Origin of the sequence: Nocardioides sp. NPDC087217, assembly GCF_044744805.1 — a bacterium.
Taxonomy (GTDB): Bacteria; Actinomycetota; Actinomycetes; order Propionibacteriales; family Nocardioidaceae; genus Nocardioides.
On the sequence record NZ_JBIUZB010000010.1, the window covers coordinates 25,637 to 43,833 of the forward strand.

The window sequence follows — 18,197 nt, forward strand, 5'->3', positions numbered from 1 at the left end:
CTCAGGCTCCAACGGTGACGAGGTCGGCGGGCGAGGAGAGGGTGCCGCGTACGGCGGTGGCCGCAGCCACCTCCGGCGAGACCAGGTGGGTGCGACCGCCCTTGCCCTGGCGACCCTCGAAGTTGCGGTTGGACGTGGAGGCCGAGCGCTCGCCGGGGGCGAGGGTGTCGGGGTTCATGCCCAGGCACATCGAGCAGCCCGCGCCGCGCCACTCGGCGCCGGCGTCGATGAAGATCTTGTGCAGACCCTCCTCCTCGGCCTGCAGGCGCACCTTGGCCGAGCCGGGGACGACCAGGAAGCGGGTCCCCTCGGCGACGTGGTGGCCCTGGATGATGTCGGCGGCCGTACGCAGGTCCTCCATGCGGCCGTTGGTGCAGGAGCCGAGGAAGACGGTGTCGATGTGCACCTCGCGCATCGGGGTGCCGGCCTCGAGACCCATGTAGGTCAGGGCCTTCTCGGCCGCGATCTTCTCGTCGGCGTCCTCGAAGTCGTCGGGGCTCGGGACGGCGGCGCCCAACGGGACGCCCTGGCCAGGGTTGGTGCCCCAGGTGACGAACGGGGTGACCTCGGCGGCGTCGAGGACGATCTCCTTGTCGAAGACGGCGTCCTCATCGGTGACCAGGGACTTCCAGTGCGCGACGGCCTGGTCCCAGTCGGCGCCCTTCGGAGCCTCGGGCTTGTCCTTGATGTAGGCGAACGTCGTCTCGTCGGGAGCGATCATGCCGGCCTTGGCACCCCACTCGATCGACATGTTGCAGATCGTCATCCGAGCCTCCATGGAGAGCTCACGGATGGCCTCGCCGCGATACTCCACGATGTAGCCCTGGCCACCGCCGGTGCCGGTCTTGGAGATCAGGGTGAGGATCAGGTCCTTGGCGCTGACGCCCTCGGGCAGCGTGCCGTTGACCGTGACAGCCATCGTCTTCGGCTTGTCCTGCATCAGCGTCTGGGTCGCCAGCACATGCTCGACCTCGGAGGTGCCGATGCCGAACGCGATCGCGCCGAACGCGCCGTGCGTCGAGGTGTGCGAGTCACCGCAGACGATGGTCATGCCCGGCTGCGTGAGCCCAAGCTGCGGCCCGACCACGTGCACGATCCCCTGCTCGGCGTCGCCGAGCGGGTGAAGACGTACGCCGAACTCCTCGGCGTTCTTGCGCAGCGTCTCGACCTGGGTGCGACTGACCGGGTCGGCGATCGGCTTGTCCCAGTCGAGGGTCGGGACGTTGTGGTCCTCGGTGGCGATGGTGAGGTCGGGGCGGCGCACCTTGCGGTTGGACAGACGCAGGCCTTCGAAGGCCTGCGGACTCGTCACCTCGTGGATGAGGTGAAGGTCGATGTAGAGGAGATCGGGCTCTCCCGCGGTCGACCGGACGACATGCTCGTCCCACACCTTCTCCGACAAGGTCCTGCCCATGACACGTTCTCCATCTGGCATCTTTGGTCTGTAGTGGCCGGTGGCGGTTCGAGCGTTGAATCGCAATGTCAGATCCGCCACTTCCAGTCTGCTTCTCCGAGCGTAACGTTGCATCTCAGGTTCTGAGAAGTTAGTCTTGCGATATGGACAGTTCCAGCGGTGTGGGCGTGCTCGACAAGGCCGCCCTTGTGCTCACAGCTCTCGAATCCGGCCCGGCGACCCTGGCCGGTCTGGTGGCCGGGACGGGTCTCGCCCGTCCGACCGCACACCGCCTGGCGGTCGCCCTCGAGCACCACCGTCTGGTCGCCCGCGACATGCAGGGACGCTTCGTTCTCGGCCCGCGGCTGGCCGAGCTGTCCGCCGCCGCCGGTGAGGACCGGCTGCTGGCCACCGCCGGGCCCGTCCTGGCGCGGCTGCGGGACATCACCGGTGAGTCGGCGCAGCTGTGGCGGCGCCAGGGCGACTTCCGCGTCTGCGTCGCCGCCGCCGAGCGCCCCTCCGGTCTCCGCGACACCATCCCCGTCGGCTCGCAGCTGACGATGCGTGCCGGGTCGGCCGCTCAAATACTGATCGCGTGGGAGGACCCGGAGCGCCTCCACCGCGGCCTGCAGAACGCCGCCTTCTCCGCCGCTGCGCTCTCCGGCATCCGTCGCCGCGGCTGGGCTCAGTCGATCGGCGAGCGCGAGGCGGGCGTCGCCTCGGTGTCCGCTCCCGTCCGCTCCCCCGGCGGCAAGGTCATCGCCGCCGTCTCCGTCTCCGGCCCGCTCGAGCGACTCACCCGCCAGCCCGGCAAGATGCACGCCCCTGCTGTCCTCGCTGCTGCCGACCGGCTCTCGGAGTCGCTGCGGCGCGCGGCTGCTGAGTAACTGCTGTCACTCCAGCCCCAGGAATACCCGGTTAACAGGGTATTCCTGCACTTCTCAGGTGTTGCAACGCCTGAGAAGTGCAGGTTTCACCGGTTAACCGGGTATCCCTGCAGCACCTCAGCCGCAGATCTCGCGCACCGCGTCGCGCACGGCCCGGAAGTCCTCCGTACGCGTCTGGTCCTCGGGCGACCCGACGATGACCGCCACCCGGTAGTCGTCGAAGAGCCGTGGCTCGGCGTCCTCGAGATCGCCGGTGACCAGCACGACGACCCCGGCCGCGGTGCTCTCGGCGAATCGCACCGACCAGGTCGGCTGCTGGAGCCCGCCGACGCGTTCGATCGTGTCTTTCGCCTGGTCGCTCGACACGTCCTGGTCACACCGCGCGCGGCCGTTGACCAGCACCTCGTTCTCGGCCTCGGCGCGGCTCTCGCTGGTCGCGGGCGCCGCGGGATCGGTGGCCTCCTCCGCGCACGCGGCGAGAGTGGCGAGGAGCGCGGCAGCCGCCACCGACGTACGCCACAACTGCGGTCTCGGACGCCAGAACTGCAGTCTCGGCATCAGAAGAGGGCACCGCTCTCCAGACCCAGCAGGGTCGTCTTGCGGTCAAGGCCACCGGCGTAGCCGGTCAGGGAGCCGTCCGCGCCGACGACACGGTGGCACGGGATCACGATGGGGATGGGGTTCCTGCCATTGGCGAGCCCGACGGCGCGGGCGCCGTGGCCGGTCAGCGAGAGGCGGCCGGCGATCTGACCGTAGGAGGCGGTCGTGCCGTACTCGATCTGCTGCAGCTGCTCCCAGACGCGCGTCTGGAACGCGGTGCCCGAGGGCGCCAGCGGGAGGTCGAAGCTCGTCCGGTCACCCTTGAAGTACTCGGCGAGCTGCCGGGCACATTCCAGCAACAGCGGATCCGAATCGGACCGGTCCCCGAGCACCCGGCCCTTGGCATAGTCAGCCGGCATGAAGTCGATCGCGGTGATCGCGCCGTCGTGCGCGACCAGCCGGAGCTCGCCGACGGGCGAGTCGATGAGAGTCCACATCACAGTTTCTCCAAGGCAGTCAGTGAGGTCCACAGGTAGAGCAGGGCGTACGAGCGCCACGGCCGCCACGCGGCGACATCCGCCGCGGGCGCACCGAGCACTTCCAGCGCTCGTTTGATGCCGACATCGGTCGGCAGGAAGACATCGGGATGGCCGAGAGCACGCAGCGCGACGTAGTCGGCGGTCCAGGGACCGACCCCGGGCAGGCTGATCAACTGCTCGTGCACGACGTCGCGGTCGGTCCCGCGGTCCAGCTGGAGCTCGCCGGAGGCGAGCGCCGCGGCCAGACCGGTGACCGCACGCCCACGCGAGCGCGGCATCGGCATGCCAGCCGGGTCGGCGGCGGCAAGGGCGTCCGCGGACGGGAACAGATGAGTGAGGCCGTCGATGTCGGTCGCGATCGGGCGGCCGTGCTCGGCGACGATCCCCGCCAGCACGGTGCGCGCACCGGCGACGGAGACCTGCTGCCCCACGATCGTACGCAGCGCGAGCTCGCCCCCGTCGACGGTGCCCGGCACCCGCAGCCCCGGCAGGGCGAGGGCCAGCGGGCCGATCACCTCGTCCCCGGTGAAGACGTCGCCGACCGCACGCGGGTCGCAGTCGGCGTCGAGCAGCCGGCGGGCGCGCTCGACGGCGGCGGTGGTGTCCCGCAGGTCGGCGAGCTTGAAGGTCGCATGGACGAAGCCGGTCTCGCCCTCGGGGATGTCGGCGAGCTCGAGACGCAGCGTGCCGGGCCCGTTGGGCAGGTCGAGCGTGCGGGCGAACCAGCGCCGCCCGCCGTCGACCCCGGCGACCTCGACGCCCGGCACCATGTGGTCGCGCAGGAAGGCATGCAGGGCCCGTCCGGCGAACGGGGTGCGGACTGCGAGCCGCAGCGCGATCGTCCCGTCGGCCCGGCGCCGCGATCCACGGCGTCCGCGGAGCTCGGTCGGCGAGGCCGCATAGACCTCGCGGACGGTGTCGTTGAACTGACGTACGCTCGAGAAGCCGGCGGCGAAGGCGATGTCCGCGAAGCCGAGCTCGGTGGTCTCGACCAGCGTCCGGGCGGTCTGTGCTCGGCGCGCCCTGGCCAGCGCCAGCGGACCGGCGCCGAGCTCGGTGGTCAGCAGCCGGGTCAGGTGGCGCGGCGAGTAGCCGACCCGGCGAGCCAGCCCCTCGACGCCTTCCCGGTCGACGACGCCGTCGGCGATCAGCCGCATCGCGCGCCCGGCCAGGGTCGCGGCCACATCCCACTCCGGGCTGCCCGGCGTGGCATCGGGGCGGCAGCGCTTGCAGGCCCGGTAGCCGGCCGCCTGCGCCGCCGCCGCGGTCCGGTGGAAGGAGACGTTGACCAGCGCAGGGGTCCGGGCCGGGCATGAGGGCCGGCAGTAGATCCCGGTCGAGGCCACCGCCGTGTAGAAGATGCCGTCGAAGCGCCGGTCGCGCGAACGAACAGCGCGGTAGCACGATTCGAAGTCGAGTCCGTTCACGCTCGTCGTCCCATCCATGTCCACCATGTTGCCGCGTTCGCAAAGAAATTACGCGCGGTTTTCGGACAGTGCCTTCCTCATGGTTTCACAATGCCGTTACCTGAAGCAGCAACCTCTCGGCTCACTGGCGCGTAGAACCTGTGTGGGCTGCACACGCAGTCGGTCTGCTCACGCGGGCCAGCGAGGGAGGGTGATGAGGACCGAAACGAGGTCGGGGACACGTACGGTCGTGCTCACCGTCGTGGTGACGATGCTGTTCCTGGCGGTCGGCACCGGGATCGGCACCTGGGCGTTCTACGACCACCTCAACCGCAACCTCGGCTCCGGAGGCGACATCCACCACCTCGTCGACGAGCCGGAGAGCGAGGACGAGGGCCCGAAGCAGCCACTCAACATCTTGATCCTCGGCACCGACGGCCGTGACTGCGAGGGCTGCTCGATCGACGGCGAGGGTGGCTCCGGCGGCTCCGACAGCACGATCCTGCTGCACGTCTCCGCCGACCGGACCTCGGCCTACGGTGTCTCGATCCCCCGCGACGCGCTCGTGGACCGGCCGGAGTGCACCGCCCCGGACGGCACCACGATCCCCGCGGCGAGCGGCGTGATGTGGAACGAGGCCTACTCCCTGGGCGGCCCGATCTGCACCGCCCGCCAGACCGAGCTGCTCACCGGGATCCCGATCGACCACTACCTCGCGCTCGACTTCGCCGGGTTCCGCGGGATGGTCGACGCGGTCGGCGGCGTCACGATCTGCATCCCGGAGGCGATCGACGACGAGGAGCACAACATCTTCCTGCCCGCCGGCACCCACAATCTGCGCGGCAAGCAGGCCCTCGACTACGTACGCAACCGCTCCTCGACTCCCAACGCCGACCTGGGCCGGATGCGACGTCAGCAGTACTTCCTCACCGCCCTCGCCACCAAGGTCCTCTCCGCCGGCACCCTGACCCGCCCGCGTCGCCTGGCCGCGTTCGCGACCGAGCTCTCCAAGAGCATCACCACCGACATCGGCTCCGTCGCCGGGCTGGCCGAGCTGGCCGGCGAGATGCGCGACCTGGATCCGTCGAGCATCGAGTTCGAGACCGTACCCAATCGCGCCTACCCCGCCGGCGACCCCAACTGGGGCCGTCTCGAGATCCTCCCGAAGGCTGACGAGCTGTGGGAGCGGATGCTCGAGGACCGTCCGCTCCACGACGCGACGACGTCCGCCGCCCCTTCGCCCACGACCTCTGCCTCACCGGCGAATCCCGAGGTCAGCGCCGCACCGGACGAGGTTCCGGCCGACTCGGTGAGCCCCGAAGACCAGGAGAAGGACGCCGCCGACAACGGCCTGTGCTCACCCGCCTGAATGTGATGTGATCCACTCTGGTCATGACCTACACCACGGTTCCCGTCGGGGTCGGTGCCCTCACCTTCGATCAGGTAGTCGCCGTCGCCCGTCACAACACCCCCATCACCCTGACCGACGAGTCGCTGGCCGCGATGGCCACGAGCCGCGAGCTCATCGAGTCGCTGGCTCACGACGCCCGGCCCCACTACGGCATCTCGACCGGTTTCGGCGCCCTCGCCAACACCTCGATCCCGCCCGAGCACCGCGCTCAGCTGCAGGCCTCGCTGGTCCGTTCGCACGCGGCCTCCTCGGGCGCCGAGATCGAGAAGGAGGTCGTACGCGGCCTCATGCTGCTGCGTCTCTCCACCCTCGCCACCGGACGGACCGGTGTGCGCCCCGAGGTCGCCCAGACCTACGCCGCGCTCCTGAACGCCCAGATCACCCCGGTGATCGGTGAGTACGGCTCGCTCGGCTGCTCCGGCGACCTGGCCCCGCTGGCGCACTGCGCGCTCGCGGCGATGGGTGAGGGCGACGTACGCAACGCCGACGGCGACCTCGTCCCCGCCGCCGACGCGCTGGCGGCCGCCGGGGTCACCCCGGTGCAGCTGCGCGAGAAGGAGGGGCTGGCCCTGATCAACGGCACCGACGGGATGCTGGCGATGCTCGTCCTGGCGCTCGCCGACCTCGACGACCTGGTCGCCACCGCCGACATCGCCGGAGCGCTCAGCATCGAGGGCCTCCAGGGCACCGACAGCGTCTTCGCCGAGGACCTCCAGGCCCTGCGCCCGCACGCCGGCCAAGCGACCTCGGCGGCCAACATCCGCGCCGTCCTCGCGGGCAGCGGGATCGTCGCCGACCACCGCGGCACCGGGTTCACCCGGGTGCAGGACGCCTACTCGCTGCGCTGCGCGCCCCAGGTCCACGGCGCGGTGCGCGACACCATGGCCCACGCCGCCCGCGTGGCCGAGACCGAGCTCGCCAGCGCGGTCGACAACCCGGTGGTCACCCTCGACGGCCGGGTCGAGTCCAACGGCAACTTCCACGGCGCACCGATCGGCTACGTACTCGACTTCCTGGCCATCGCCACCGCCGACCTCGCCTCGATCTCCGAGCGCCGCACCGACCGCTTCCTCGACAAGTCGCGCAACCACGGGCTGCCCCCGTTCCTCGCTCACGACCCCGGCGTCGACTCCGGGCACATGATCGCGCAGTACACGCAGGCCGGGATCGTCTCCGACCTCAAGCGCCTCGCCGTCCCGGCATCGGTCGACTCCATCCCGACCTCTGCGATGCAGGAGGACCACGTCTCGATGGGCTGGAACGCCGCCCGCAAGCTCCGCCGCGCGATTACCGGGGCGCAGCAGGTCGTCGCCATCGAGATCCTCACCGCCGCCCGCGCGATCGACATGCGCGTCCCCGAGCGTCCCGGCCCTGTCGGCGCCGCGCTGGTCGAGGAGATCCGCAAGCTGGTCCCCGCGCCCGGCCCGGACCGTTTCCTGTCCCCGGACATCAAGGCGGTCGTCGGCCTCGTCGCCGATGGCACCCTTCTTTCCCGTGCGCGCTCGCTCACTTCAGTGATGTGATGAGCGACATGAGCGAACCACGCACTGTCCGCGCACCGCGCGGCCCCGAGATCACCGCCAAGAACTGGCAGACCGAGGCCGCCAAGCGCATGCTGATGAACAACCTCGACCCGGAGGTGGCCGAGCGTCCCGACGACCTGGTCGTCTACGGCGGCACCGGCCGCGCCGCGCGCTCCTGGGAGGCGTACGACGCGATCGTCCGCACCCTCGACGAGCTCGAGGCCGACGAGACCCTGCTGGTGCAGTCCGGCAAGCCGGTCGGCGTCTTCCGCACCCATGAGTGGGCACCCCGGGTCCTGATCGCCAACTCCAACCTCGTCGGCGACTGGGCGACCTGGCCGGAGTTCCGGCGGCTGGAGTCGCTCGGCCTGACCATGTACGGCCAGATGACCGCCGGCTCGTGGATCTACATCGGCACCCAGGGCATCCTGCAGGGCACCTACGAGTGCTTCGCCGCCATCGCCCGCAAGCGCTTCGGCGGCACCCTGGCCGGCACCGTGACGCTGACCGGCGGCGCCGGCGGCATGGGTGGCGCCCAGCCGCTCGCGGTGACGCTGAACGAGGGCGTCGTGATCGTCGTCGACGTCGACGCAGCGCGCCTCCAGCGCCGTGTCGACCACGGCTACATGGACACCGTCGCGTCGTCGCTCGATGACGCGCTCGCCCAGGCCGAGGAGGCCAAGAAGTCCCGTACGCCGCGCTCCATCGGCCTCGTCGGCAACTGTGCCGCGGTCTTCCCGGAGATCCTGGCGCGCGAGGTCGAGATCGACATCGTCACCGACCAGACCTCGGCGCACGACCCGCTCTCCTACCTCCCGCTCGAATACAGCGTCGAGGAGTGGGCCGCGCGGGCCGCTGAGGATCCCGACGACTTCACCGAGAAGGCGCAGGCCTCGATGGCCAAGCACGTCGAGGCGATGGTCGGGTTCATGACTCGCGATGCCGAGGTGTTCGACTACGGCAACTCGCTGCGCGAGGGAGCCCGTCTGGGCGGGTTCGCGAACGCGTTCGCCTTCCCCGGCTTCGTCCCCGCCTACATCCGACCGCTCTTCGAGGAGGGTCTGGGCCCGTTCCGGTGGGCGGCGCTCTCGGGTGACCCCGAGGACATCGCCAAGACAGACCGGGCGATCGTCGACCTCTTCCCCGAGAACGAGGGCCTCAAGCGCTGGATCACCCAGGCGGGCGAGAAGGTGCACTTCGAGGGCCTGCCGGCGCGGATCTGCTGGCTGGGCTACAAGGAGCGCCACCTCGCCGGGTTGAAGTTCAACGAGATGGTCGCCTCCGGCGAGCTCTCGGCACCGGTCGTGATCGGTCGCGACCACCTCGACTCGGGCTCCGTGGCCTCGCCCTACCGCGAGACCGAGGCGATGAAGGACGGGTCCGACGCGATCGCCGACTGGCCGCTGCTCAACGCGCTGCTCAACACCGCCTCCGGCGCGAGCTGGGTCAGCATCCACCACGGCGGCGGCGTCGGCATCGGCCGCTCCATCCACGCCGGCCAGGTCTGCGTCGCCGACGGCACTCCGCTCGCCGCCGAGAAGATCGAGCGGGTCCTGACCAACGACCCCGGCACGGGTGTCATGCGCCACGTCGACGCGGGCTACGAGCACGCGCGCGACGTCGCTCGTGAGCGGGGACTCAACGTCCCGATGCTCGACGCCTGATCAATGTTCGCCTCGCCGAGTCGGCGCATCCTGACAACAACCCCTGCCGAGTCGGCCCGTCATGACAAGCCGGCTCGGCAGCGGGGATCGTCAGGATGAGCCGACTCGGCAACAGAAGTAGAGGAAGACCGTGAGTTTGGATGTCGTAGAGCTGCTCGACGAGATCGCCGGGATCGGCCGCGATCCCGTACGCGGCGGCTACTCCCGGCATGTCTACGAGCCGGCCGAGCTGGAGCTGCGCGAGTGGTTCCGGCGTACGTCGGCAGGGCTCGGCCTCGAGGTCGAGACCGACCGCAACGGCAACATCTGGGCTCACTGGGGCGGCGGGGGCGGCGCGATCGCGATCGGCTCCCACCTCGACTCGGTTCCGGGCGGGGGCGCCTACGACGGCCCGCTCGGGGTCGCCTCCTCCCTGGCCGCGGTCTCGGCGCTGATGGAGGAGGGCTTCGTGCCGGCTCGGCCGGTGACGATCGCCGCGTTCGGCGAGGAGGAGGGCTCGCGTTTCGGCATCGCATGCCTGGGCTCGAAGCTGATGACCGGTGCGCTGTCCGGCGAGGCGGTGGCGGCGCTCACCGACGACGCCGGAGTCACGTACGCCGAGGCGTGCGGAGCGGACGGGATCGACCCGGCCGGGCTCGGCCGCGACGAGGAGCGGTTGGCGAGCCTCGGCGCGTTCGTCGAGCTCCACGTGGAGCAGGGCATCGGGCTCGCCGATCTCGACTCCCCGGTCGCCGTGGCCTCGAGCATCCTCGCCCACGGCCGCTGGAAGCTGGTCTTCTCCGGTGAGGGCAACCACGCCGGCGCGACCAGGATGCGCGACCGGCGCGACCCGGTCGCCGCGATGGCCGCCGCGGTCCTGGCCGCCCAGCGCATCGCGTCGGCCCACGACGGTGCCGACTCCGCCCGGGCAACGATCGGCCGCCTCACCCCGATCCCGGGCGGCACCAACGTCATCGCCTCCCGGGTGGATGCCTGGCTCGACGTACGCGGCGACACCGACCCGCAGACCCGAGCCCTCCTCGAGGAGATCCTGGCGGCTTCGCGCGCGGCCGCCGAGGAGCACGGTTGCACCCTGGAGGTGGTCGAGGAGTCCTACGTCTCCACGGTCCATTTCGACTCTGACCTGCAACAACGCCTGGTCGACGCGCTGGGCGGAGTGCCGGTGCTCGCCACCGGCGCCGGCCACGACGCCGGCATCCTCGCCGCCGAGATCCCCACCGCGATGCTCTTCACCCGCAACCCCACCGGCGTCTCCCACTCCCCCTACGAGACCGCCACCGACGACGACTGCCGGGCCGGGGCGGCGGCGCTGACCGAGGTCGTCCGGCTGCTGGCGAGCGAGACCCTCGGATGACCCGGATCCACGCCGCGCGGGCGCTGGTCGAGGGCCGCGAGCTCACCGACCTCGTGATCGAGGTGTCCGACGGCCGGATCACCGCGATCACCCCCGGCGGGAGCGCCGAGGCCGTCGACCTCCGCCTCGGCACCGTGCTCGCCGGCTCCGGCAACGCTCACTCCCATGCGTTCCACCGCGCGCTGCGCGGCCGGACGCACGACCAGGGTGGTGACTTCTGGCGTTGGCGCGAGCAGATGTACGCCGTCGCCGACCGCCTCACTCCCGACTCCTACGAGCGCCTGGCCGAGGCCGTCTTCGCCGAGATGCTGGTGACCGGCTGGACCACCGTCGCGGAGTTCCACTACGTCCACCACCGCCCGGACGGGACGCCCTACGTCGACCCCAACGCGTTCGGCACCGCGCTCACGAGGGCCGCGAGCAGCGTCGGCATCCGGCTGACCCTTCTCGACACCCTCTACCTGACCAGCGCCCCGGGCAAGCCGCTCCTCCCCGAGCAGAGCCGCTTCGGAGACGGCACCGCCGAGGCCTGGCTCGAGCGCTGGCAGCAGCTTCATCAGACCCACGCCGTCGGTGCGGCCATCCACTCGGTACGCGCCGTCTCCCCCGACGACATCGCACTGGTCGCCGAGCGGCTGCCCGCTGAGGTGCCCCTCCACGTCCACGTCTCCGAGCAGCCCGCGGAGAACGAGCAGTCGCTCGCAGCGCACGGACGGACGCCCACGCAGGTCCTTGCCGACGCCGGCGCGCTCTCCCCGCGCACCTGGCTGGTCCACGCCACGCATCTGACCGACGCCGACATCGCCCTCATCGCAGCCAGCGGCGCCGGGGTGGCGATGTGCCCGACCACCGAGGCCGACCTCGGCGACGGCATCGGACCCGCCCGCGAGCTGGCCGACGCAGGCGTACGCATCGCGCTCGGGTCCGACCAGAACGCGGTCATCGACCCCTGGCTCGAGGTGCGCGGCCTGGAAGCCGGCGAACGGCTGCGCAGCCGGCAGCGCGGACGCTTCTCCCCCGCCGACCTAGAGACCGCCCGCGCCGGCTCCGGCTACGCCGCCTCCGGCCTCCCGGGCGGCCTGCGGATCGGAGCCTGCGCCGACCTGGTGGAGATCGACCCCGATTCGGTACGCACCGCCGGAGCCGCCCTCGACCAGCTCGCCCTGGTGGCGACCGCGACCGACGTACGTCGGGTAGTGGTCGGCGGGCGCGTGGTGGCTGAGGACGGTCGCCTCGCGGATGGTCGCGACCCGGCCGTCATGTTCACAGAAGCGCTGAAGGAGCTCGGATGAGCCTGTTGCTGACCAACGTCGGCGAGCTGACCACGCACACCGAGGAGCACGGCACCCTCCACGACGCCGCCGTGGTGATCGAGGACGGCCGAATCGCCTGGATCGGCCCGGCCGACAGGGCTCCGGCGGCAGACACGCGGGAGGATCTCGACGGTCGCGCGGTGCTCCCGGGCTGGGTCGACTCCCACACCCACCTGGTCTCGATGGGCGACCGCGCCGAGGAGTTCGTCGACCGGATGGCCGGCCGGCCCTACGAGGCCGGCGGGATCATGCGTACCGTCGAAGCCACCCGCGCCGCCGCCGACGACGACCTCCGCGCCCGGGCGAGCTGGCTGAGGGAGGAGGCCTGCCGCGGCGGCACCACGACGATCGAGGCCAAGACCGGCTACGGCCTCGACGTCGAGACCGAACAGCGCCTGGCCCGGATCAGCGCCGAGCATGCCGAGGTGGTCACCTACCTCGGCGCTCACGTCGTTCCCGCGGGCGTGGACCGTCGCGCCTACATCGACCTCGTGACCGGCCCGATGCTCGCCGCCGTCGCGCCCTATGCGACCTACATCGACGTCTTCTGCGAGCAGGGCGCCTTCGACGTCGAGGAGTCCCGCGAGATCCTCGAGGCCGGCCGCGCCGCGGGGCTCGGCGTCAAGCTCCATGGCAACCAGCTCGGCGAGTCCGGCGGCGTACAACTGGCCGTCGAGCTGGGCGCGACGAGCGTCGATCACTGCAACCACCTGAGCCCGACCGACGTCGACGCCCTCGCCGGGTCGGAGACCGTCGCCACGCTCCTTCCCGCCTGCGACCTCTCGACCCGCGAGCCCTTTCCCCCGGCGCGCGAGCTGGTCGACGCCGGCGTCACGATCGCGATCGCCTCCAACTGCAACCCCGGCTCCTCTTTCACGACCTCGATGGGGTTCTGTGTCGCCACCGCCGTCCTCCAGCAGCGCCTGACCTTCGAGGAGGCCCTCTGGGCAGCGACGGTCGGCGGCGCCACCGCGCTCGGCCTCGCCGACTCGGCCGGACGGATCAGCGAAGGCGGTCGCGCCGATCTGCAGGCGCTCGATGCCCCCTCCGCCAAGCACCTGGCCTACCGTCCCGGGGTTCCCCTCACCCACAAGGTCTGGAGCAGGGGCAACCCGCTCTGACTCACCCGCGCCGCTTGCCGATCACGACCAGGTAGCGGCAGGGCTCGTCGGTCGGGTTGACGAAGACGCAGTCGGCAGGCGGCCCCAGCTGCAGGCAGTCGCCCGCGTCGAGCTCGTGGACGAGGTCACCCTCGACGAACCGCAGGTGCCCCGACAGCACCCAGATCTGCTGCTCCTTGAAGTGGTACGCCGAGGCGGGCGAGGCCACCGACGCACCGGCCGGGAACTCCACCTCGACCAGCTCCAGGATCCCGCGCGCGGGCGGCGAGACGGCGCGGCGTACGTAGCCGGTCTCGGGATCCCTCCACTCGGTCTGCTCCGAGCGCCGGACCACACGGACCGCGTCTCCCTCCGCCCGCGCGATCAGCTCCGACAGGGTCAGCTCCAGCGCTCCGGAGAGCCGGGTCAGCAGGACCGCGGTCGGCTGTGCCTCGCCACGCTCGATCTTCGAGATCATCGCCCGGGAGACCCCGGACGCCTCCGCGAGGCCCGCGACGGTCATCCCGAGCGACTCCCGCGCCGACCTGATGTTGGACGCCAAAGCCTCACCGAACTTGTCACTATCGTCAGCCACGTGACTACTATAGGAGACATGCCTCCTGCCTGGACCATTCGCCACGCGACGACCGCAGATGCCGCCGCCTGCGCGGCGATCTACGAGCCGTACGTCCGCGACACCGTCATCTCCTTCGAGACCGAGCCACCGACGGTCGAGGAGATGGCGCGCCGCATCGAGTCGTCCCTGGCCGAGCACGCCTGGCTGGTCCTGGAGACCGAGGGCGAGGCCGGTCCGGAGGTGCTCGGCTATGCGTACGCCACCCAGCACCGCACCCGCGCTGCCTACCGCTGGGCCTGCGACGTGTCCATCTACCTCGACCGCGACCGCCGCGGCAACGGCGCCGGCAAGGCCCTGTACGCAGCCCTCTTCCCCTACCTGAAGGAGCGCGGCTTCCACCGCGCGCTCGCCGGGATCGCCATCCCGAACGAGGCCAGCCTCGGGATCCACCGTTCCTTCGGCTTCACCGAGGTCGGGACGTACAGCAGGATCGGCTGGAAGTTCGACGCCTGGCACGACGTCACCTGGATGCAACTCGACTTGGACCCGGAGAACCAAGAAGCCCCGAGTCAGTGACTCGGGGCTTCCCGTGCGTTGTACCCCCGACCGGATTTGAACCGGCGTTACCGCCGTGAGAGGGCGACGTCCTAGGCCGCTAGACGACGGGGGCTTGCACCTCCTGCGATGACCTTGCGGCCTCGCGGGCAGGAGAAACATTACCGGATGCCCAGGCGATCCCCCACATCGGGACCCCTCCATGCCGCGGCCACATCCGCACCCCCGGCAGAAATAGCGAAGAGCCCCGAGCCAGTGACTCGGGGCTCTTCCTGCGTGGTACCCCCGACCGGATTTGAACCGGCGTTACCGCCGTGAGAGGGCGACGTCCTAGGCCGCTAGACGACGGGGGCTTGCAGCGGGTGAAACCTTAGCGAACCGCTTCGGTGACTCCCAAATCCTCCGAGGAGGATCCGCTGGGCTACTAGGACTCGAACCTAGAATAACTGGACCAGAACCAGTCGTGTTGCCAATTACACCATAGCCCATCGTCTTGGTTGACTTAGCCTCAGAGGCCGCCAACAAGAGCGATCCGGCCCTCAGGATTTCTCCCTCGAACCGAGAGGAAACATTACCGGCGAGGGCCCCAGGCTACGAAATCGGCACGCCCCTGGCCCCATTTTCAAGCGCTCTTGGTCGTGGTCGAGAGGCCCGCCGATCGCGCGGCCCACACGGTCAGCGCCAAGAAGACGCCCGACTGGACCAGGGTGACCGGGATCCGCCACCACGACCCCTCGGTGGTGTTGAGCACCGTCGAGATGTCGCCGAAGGCCACGGCCATGCCGAGGCTGACGAAGTTGTTGAGGACATGCATCGCGATGCCCGCCTCGATGCCTCCGGTGGCGATCACGCAGATGCCGGCGACGATGCCGAAGGCGAACCGGTCCAGGAACAGCGGCAGGTCCTGGGACCCGTGGGCGAAGGCGAACAGCAGCGCGGTGATCGTCACCGACACCGTGCGGGCGCCCAGCATCCCGCCGAAGAGCGACCCGAAGGTCTGGAAGATGTAGCCGCGGAACAGGTACTCCTCCCCCGCCGCCTGCAGCGGGGTGAGCAGCACGATCACGAGCACGAAGTCGCGCATGGTGCTCGTCCACGGGTTGAGGCTGTTGGCGCCGAGGTCCTCTCCCGGGATCGGCAGCCGGGAGGCGATGATGACGGTGACCACCATCGTGATCGCCGCGATCCCGAGACACTGCAGCAGCCATCGCCAGCGGATCCGTCGTTCCACCGAGGCCAGCCACCCCGGTCGCAGCCCATGCAGCGCCCAGCACAGCAGCATCGCCGCCGGGATCGCCCCAGCCAAAGACAGCAGCAGGAACGCCAGCGACTCCGGCGTGACGTTCTCCACGTCGGCCACACGGACCATCCCGTTGGAGACGTCGTCGCCGGCGAGCACGAAGAAGACCTCGAACGCGGCCAGCACCACCGCCGGCGAGACGAAGAAGACACACAGTCCGATCAGGATGAGTCCGATCAGGGGCCGCCCCCAGCCACTGCGCCCGCTGCGCTGTACCTGGTAGTACGCCAGTCCCGAAGGCGGCTCCACGACCGTGCTCATCCTGTCCGACCTACTTCCCGAGAACCGCCTTCAGGCGCCCCAGCGTACGCTCCCGACCGAGCAGCTCCATGGATTCGAACAGTGGCGGGCTGATCCGCTTGCCCGTCACCGCGACGCGCACCGGGCCGTAGGCCTTGCGCGGCTTGAGCCCGAGACCGTCGATCAGGGCCGCGGTCAGTGCGTCCTGGATCTCGGCCGTCGACCACGTGTGGAGACCCACGAGCGCGTCGTACGAAGCCCGGACGACACCCAGGCCCTCCTCGTCGAGCAGCTTGGCGGCATCCTCCTCGTCGAGCGCGAAGTCGGCCTCCGGGACGAAGAGGAACCGCAGCATGTCGGAGGCCTCGCCCAGCTTGTTGATCCGCTCGGCGACCAGCGGCATCGCGGCCTCGAGCATCTGCGCGTCGGCATCGTTGACCGGGTCGCTGATGATCCCGTCGGCCTTGAGGTAGGGAATCACCCGGTGGGTGATGTCCTCGACCGGCAGCAGCCGCATGTGGGAGGCGTTGATCGCCTCCGCCTTCTTGATGTCGAAGCGAGCCGGGTTCTTGACCACGTCGTGGATCTCGAAGGCCTCGACCATCTCCTCCATGGTGAAGATGTCGCGGTCGGCCGCGATCGCCCAGCCGAGCAGCGCGACGTAGTTGAGCAGCCCCTCCGGCAGGAACCCCTCCTCGCGGTACTTCAGCGCGTGCGCCTCCGGGTCGCGCTTGGAGAGCTTCTTGTTGCCCTGGCCCATGACGTAGGGCAGGTGGCCGAACTCCGGTGCCCGCTCGGCCAGGCCGACCTCGACGAACGCGTCGAAGAGCGCGATCTGCCGAGGGGTCGAGGACAGCAGGTCCTCGCCGCGGAAGACGTGGGTGATGTTCATGGTGGCGTCGTCGACCGGCGCGGTGAGCGTGTAGAGCGGGTCGCCGTTCGCACGGGCGAGCGCGTAGTCGGGGACGTGCTTGGTCTCGAAGGTCACCTCGCCGCGGACGAGGTCGTTGAAGGTGATCGAGCCGTCGGGCATGCGGAACCGCGGGACCGAGGAGCGGCCCTCGGCCTCGTACGCCTTGATCTGGTCCTCGCTCAGGTCGCGACAGTGGTTGTCGTAGCCCTGGGCCGGGGCCTCGCCCTTGATGCCCTCGGCCTTCGCGGCCTTGTAGGCGGCCAGGCGCTGCTCGTAGCGGGCGGTGGTCTCCTCGCCGGTGCAGTAGCACTCGTAGACGTAGGAGGAGGCGCGCAGCCGGCCGAGCGCGTCGGCGTAGATCTCCGAGCGCTCCGACTGGCGATAGGGGCCGTAGGGGCCGCCGACCTCGACGCCCTCGTCCCAGTCGAGGCCGAGCCAGCGCATCAGGTCGATGAGCCCGTCGTAGGACTCCTGGGTGTTGCGCGCCTTGTCGGTGTCTTCGATACGGAAGACGAAGGTGCCGCCGTGGTGGCGGGCGAAGGCCCAGTTGAACAGGGCGGTACGGACCAGGCCGACGTGGGGCGAGCCCGTCGGCGAGGGCGCCATCCGGACCCGGTAGTCCTTGGGCTCGAGTGAGCCGGTCATTCCAATGCCAGTCAACGCTGTGCCACCTTGTTGGTCAGAGCTCCGAGCCCCTCGACGAAGATCTCGATCTCGTCGCCGGGCTCCATGGGGCCGACACCCTCGGGGGTGCCGGTGAGGATCACATCGCCCGGCAGCAGCGTCATGACGCTGCTGATGTGGGCGATCAGCTTGGGGATGTCGTGGACGAGGTCCTTCGTGGACCCGTCCTGGACGACGTCACCGTTGAGGAAGGTCTGGATGCGTACGCCGGCGGCGAGCTGCTCCGGCTCGACGTCGGTCTCGATCCAGGGGCCGAGCGGGCAGAAGGTGTCGTAGCCCTTCGCCTGGGAGAAGTGCTTGAGCCGCCGCTGGATGTCGCGCGCGGTGACGTCGTTGGCGACCGTCATCCCGTAGATGACGTCCTTCACCTTCTCCACCGGGACGTCGCGGCAGATCCGGCCGATCACGATCGCGAGCTCGCCCTCGAAGTGGAGGTCCTCGACCCCTGCCGGTCGCTGGATCGCGTCACCGGGGCCACAGACCGCGGTGTTGGGCTTGATGAAGAAGAGCGGCTCCTCCGGCACCTCGTTGCCGAGCTCGGCCGCGTGCTTGGCGTAGTTGCGGGCGACCGCGACCACCTTGCTGCGCGGGATCACCGGCGCGAGCAGCTTGACGTCTTCGAACTTGTGGACCTGGTCGGTGATGTTGACACCCGAGAACAGCGGGTCGCCCTGGAGCGCGACGACGGTCGCGTCCTCGCTGAGCTGGCCGTAGCCGTCGAGGTCCCCCATGACGACGCCGAACTGGGGCTCGCCACCCTTGGTCGTAAATCTGGCGATGCGCACGTGCTGAGCCTAT

At 70.2% G+C, this 18,197-nt stretch carries 16 protein-coding genes and 3 tRNA genes; 8 read left to right on the plus strand and 11 right to left on the minus strand.

From position 1 onward, the window contains the following. Nucleotide 1: 1 nt before the first annotated feature. Nucleotides 2–1,414: a 3-isopropylmalate dehydratase large subunit gene (gene leuC / locus ACIO3S_RS27440; RefSeq protein WP_160024555.1), complete on the minus strand. Its 1,413-nt coding sequence runs from the start codon at nucleotides 1,412–1,414 to the stop codon at nucleotides 2–4. Nucleotides 1,415–1,557: 143 nt separating this feature from the next. Here leuC and ACIO3S_RS27445 point away from each other — a divergent pair, with 143 nt between their 5' ends. Beyond that, complete coding sequence (locus ACIO3S_RS27445) at nucleotides 1,558–2,280, plus strand: IclR family transcriptional regulator (RefSeq protein WP_008358359.1); 723 nt, start codon at nucleotides 1,558–1,560, stop codon at nucleotides 2,278–2,280. A gap of 117 nt (nucleotides 2,281–2,397) precedes the next feature. On the opposite strand, the gene ACIO3S_RS27450 is transcribed toward ACIO3S_RS27445, so the two are convergent. From ACIO3S_RS27450 to ACIO3S_RS27460, 3 genes are read right to left on the minus strand one after another with little or no spacing between them, the layout of a single operon-like run. Next, on the minus strand, nucleotides 2,398–2,838 hold the full coding sequence (locus ACIO3S_RS27450) for a hypothetical protein (RefSeq protein WP_400469461.1): 441 nt from the start codon (nucleotides 2,836–2,838) through the stop codon (nucleotides 2,398–2,400). After that, nucleotides 2,838–3,317: a methylated-DNA--[protein]-cysteine S-methyltransferase gene (locus ACIO3S_RS27455; protein WP_350837545.1), complete on the minus strand. Its 480-nt coding sequence runs from the start codon at nucleotides 3,315–3,317 to the stop codon at nucleotides 2,838–2,840. Before ACIO3S_RS27455 ends, ACIO3S_RS27450 begins: the two co-directional genes overlap by 1 nt. Next, nucleotides 3,317–4,804, minus strand: coding sequence for a DNA-3-methyladenine glycosylase 2 family protein (locus tag ACIO3S_RS27460; protein ID WP_400469464.1), 1,488 nt, complete (start codon nucleotides 4,802–4,804; stop codon nucleotides 3,317–3,319). The genes ACIO3S_RS27455 and ACIO3S_RS27460 overlap by 1 nt, the downstream gene beginning before the upstream one ends. Before the next feature lie 175 nt (nucleotides 4,805–4,979). Here ACIO3S_RS27460 and ACIO3S_RS27465 point away from each other — a divergent pair, with 175 nt between their 5' ends. The 6 genes from ACIO3S_RS27465 to hutI all read left to right on the plus strand — a co-directional run bounded on the left by ACIO3S_RS27465 (nucleotide 4,980) and on the right by hutI (nucleotide 13,151). Next, nucleotides 4,980–6,134, plus strand: coding sequence for an LCP family protein (locus ACIO3S_RS27465; protein ID WP_400469467.1), 1,155 nt, complete (start codon nucleotides 4,980–4,982; stop codon nucleotides 6,132–6,134). A gap of 17 nt (nucleotides 6,135–6,151) precedes the next feature. Continuing rightward, nucleotides 6,152–7,699, plus strand: a complete 1,548-nt coding sequence (gene hutH, locus ACIO3S_RS27470) for a histidine ammonia-lyase (RefSeq protein WP_400469663.1) — start codon at nucleotides 6,152–6,154, stop codon at nucleotides 7,697–7,699. 8 nt (nucleotides 7,700–7,707) lie between these two features. Then, nucleotides 7,708–9,363 carry a urocanate hydratase gene (hutU, locus tag ACIO3S_RS27475; protein ID WP_400469470.1) on the plus strand — a complete coding sequence of 552 codons (1,656 nt, stop codon included), beginning with the start codon at nucleotides 7,708–7,710 and terminating at the stop codon, nucleotides 9,361–9,363. Between the two features lie 130 nt (nucleotides 9,364–9,493). Continuing rightward, nucleotides 9,494–10,717 carry an allantoate amidohydrolase gene (locus ACIO3S_RS27480; protein WP_400469472.1) on the plus strand — a complete coding sequence of 408 codons (1,224 nt, stop codon included), beginning with the start codon at nucleotides 9,494–9,496 and terminating at the stop codon, nucleotides 10,715–10,717. Beyond that, nucleotides 10,714–12,009 carry a formimidoylglutamate deiminase gene (locus ACIO3S_RS27485; protein ID WP_400469475.1) on the plus strand — a complete coding sequence of 432 codons (1,296 nt, stop codon included), beginning with the start codon at nucleotides 10,714–10,716 and terminating at the stop codon, nucleotides 12,007–12,009. The genes ACIO3S_RS27480 and ACIO3S_RS27485 overlap by 4 nt, the downstream gene beginning before the upstream one ends. Then, nucleotides 12,006–13,151, plus strand: coding sequence for an imidazolonepropionase (gene hutI / locus ACIO3S_RS27490; protein WP_400469478.1), 1,146 nt, complete (start codon nucleotides 12,006–12,008; stop codon nucleotides 13,149–13,151). The genes ACIO3S_RS27485 and hutI overlap by 4 nt, the downstream gene beginning before the upstream one ends. A gap of 1 nt (nucleotide 13,152) precedes the next feature. Here hutI and ACIO3S_RS27495 read toward each other — a convergent pair whose 3' ends face one another. Continuing rightward, entirely contained in the window at nucleotides 13,153–13,725 is a 573-nt protein-coding gene (locus ACIO3S_RS27495) for a helix-turn-helix domain-containing protein (RefSeq protein WP_400469481.1), read from the minus strand. Between the two features lie 18 nt (nucleotides 13,726–13,743). Here ACIO3S_RS27495 and ACIO3S_RS27500 point away from each other — a divergent pair, with 18 nt between their 5' ends. After that, nucleotides 13,744–14,283: an arsinothricin resistance N-acetyltransferase ArsN1 family B gene (locus ACIO3S_RS27500; protein WP_400469484.1), complete on the plus strand. Its 540-nt coding sequence runs from the start codon at nucleotides 13,744–13,746 to the stop codon at nucleotides 14,281–14,283. A gap of 21 nt (nucleotides 14,284–14,304) precedes the next feature. On the opposite strand, the gene ACIO3S_RS27505 is transcribed toward ACIO3S_RS27500, so the two are convergent. The 6 genes from ACIO3S_RS27505 to ACIO3S_RS27530 all read right to left on the minus strand — a co-directional run bounded on the left by ACIO3S_RS27505 (nucleotide 14,305) and on the right by ACIO3S_RS27530 (nucleotide 18,184). Next, nucleotides 14,305–14,377, minus strand: a tRNA-Glu gene (locus ACIO3S_RS27505). A 162-nt stretch (nucleotides 14,378–14,539) separates the two neighbouring features. Next, a tRNA-Glu gene (locus tag ACIO3S_RS27510) sits at nucleotides 14,540–14,615 on the minus strand. Nucleotides 14,616–14,678: 63 nt separating this feature from the next. Continuing rightward, nucleotides 14,679–14,750 (minus strand) — tRNA-Gln (locus ACIO3S_RS27515). Between the two features lie 134 nt (nucleotides 14,751–14,884). Further along, entirely contained in the window at nucleotides 14,885–15,823 is a 939-nt protein-coding gene (locus tag ACIO3S_RS27520; protein ID WP_400469487.1) for a lysostaphin resistance A-like protein, read from the minus strand. A gap of 10 nt (nucleotides 15,824–15,833) precedes the next feature. Next, nucleotides 15,834–17,360 carry a glutamate--tRNA ligase gene (gene gltX, locus ACIO3S_RS27525; RefSeq protein ID WP_400469490.1) on the minus strand — a complete coding sequence of 509 codons (1,527 nt, stop codon included), beginning with the start codon at nucleotides 17,358–17,360 and terminating at the stop codon, nucleotides 15,834–15,836. An 11-nt stretch (nucleotides 17,361–17,371) separates the two neighbouring features. Next, nucleotides 17,372–18,184: a fumarylacetoacetate hydrolase family protein gene (locus ACIO3S_RS27530; RefSeq protein WP_350837525.1), complete on the minus strand. Its 813-nt coding sequence runs from the start codon at nucleotides 18,182–18,184 to the stop codon at nucleotides 17,372–17,374. Nucleotides 18,185–18,197: the final 13 nt, after the last annotated feature.

Coding starts and splice junctions, on each gene's coding strand:
- ACIO3S_RS27485 (WP_400469475.1), top strand. CDS start 10,714: ATGACCCGGATCCACGCCGCGCGGGCGCTGGTCGAGGGCCGCGAGCTC.
- hutI (WP_400469478.1), top strand. CDS start 12,006: ATGAGCCTGTTGCTGACCAACGTCGGCGAGCTGACCACGCACACCGAG.
- ACIO3S_RS27465 (WP_400469467.1), top strand. CDS start 4,980: ATGAGGACCGAAACGAGGTCGGGGACACGTACGGTCGTGCTCACCGTC.
- ACIO3S_RS27520 (WP_400469487.1), bottom strand. CDS start 15,823: ATGAGCACGGTCGTGGAGCCGCCTTCGGGACTGGCGTACTACCAGGTA.
- hutU (WP_400469470.1), top strand. CDS start 7,708: ATGAGCGAACCACGCACTGTCCGCGCACCGCGCGGCCCCGAGATCACC.
- leuC (WP_160024555.1), bottom strand. CDS start 1,414: ATGGGCAGGACCTTGTCGGAGAAGGTGTGGGACGAGCATGTCGTCCGG.
- ACIO3S_RS27450 (WP_400469461.1), bottom strand. CDS start 2,838: ATGCCGAGACTGCAGTTCTGGCGTCCGAGACCGCAGTTGTGGCGTACG.
- gltX (WP_400469490.1), bottom strand. CDS start 17,360: ATGACCGGCTCACTCGAGCCCAAGGACTACCGGGTCCGGATGGCGCCC.
- ACIO3S_RS27460 (WP_400469464.1), bottom strand. CDS start 4,804: ATGGATGGGACGACGAGCGTGAACGGACTCGACTTCGAATCGTGCTAC.
- ACIO3S_RS27500 (WP_400469484.1), top strand. CDS start 13,744: ATGCCTCCTGCCTGGACCATTCGCCACGCGACGACCGCAGATGCCGCC.
- ACIO3S_RS27455 (WP_350837545.1), bottom strand. CDS start 3,317: ATGTGGACTCTCATCGACTCGCCCGTCGGCGAGCTCCGGCTGGTCGCG.
- ACIO3S_RS27445 (WP_008358359.1), top strand. CDS start 1,558: ATGGACAGTTCCAGCGGTGTGGGCGTGCTCGACAAGGCCGCCCTTGTG.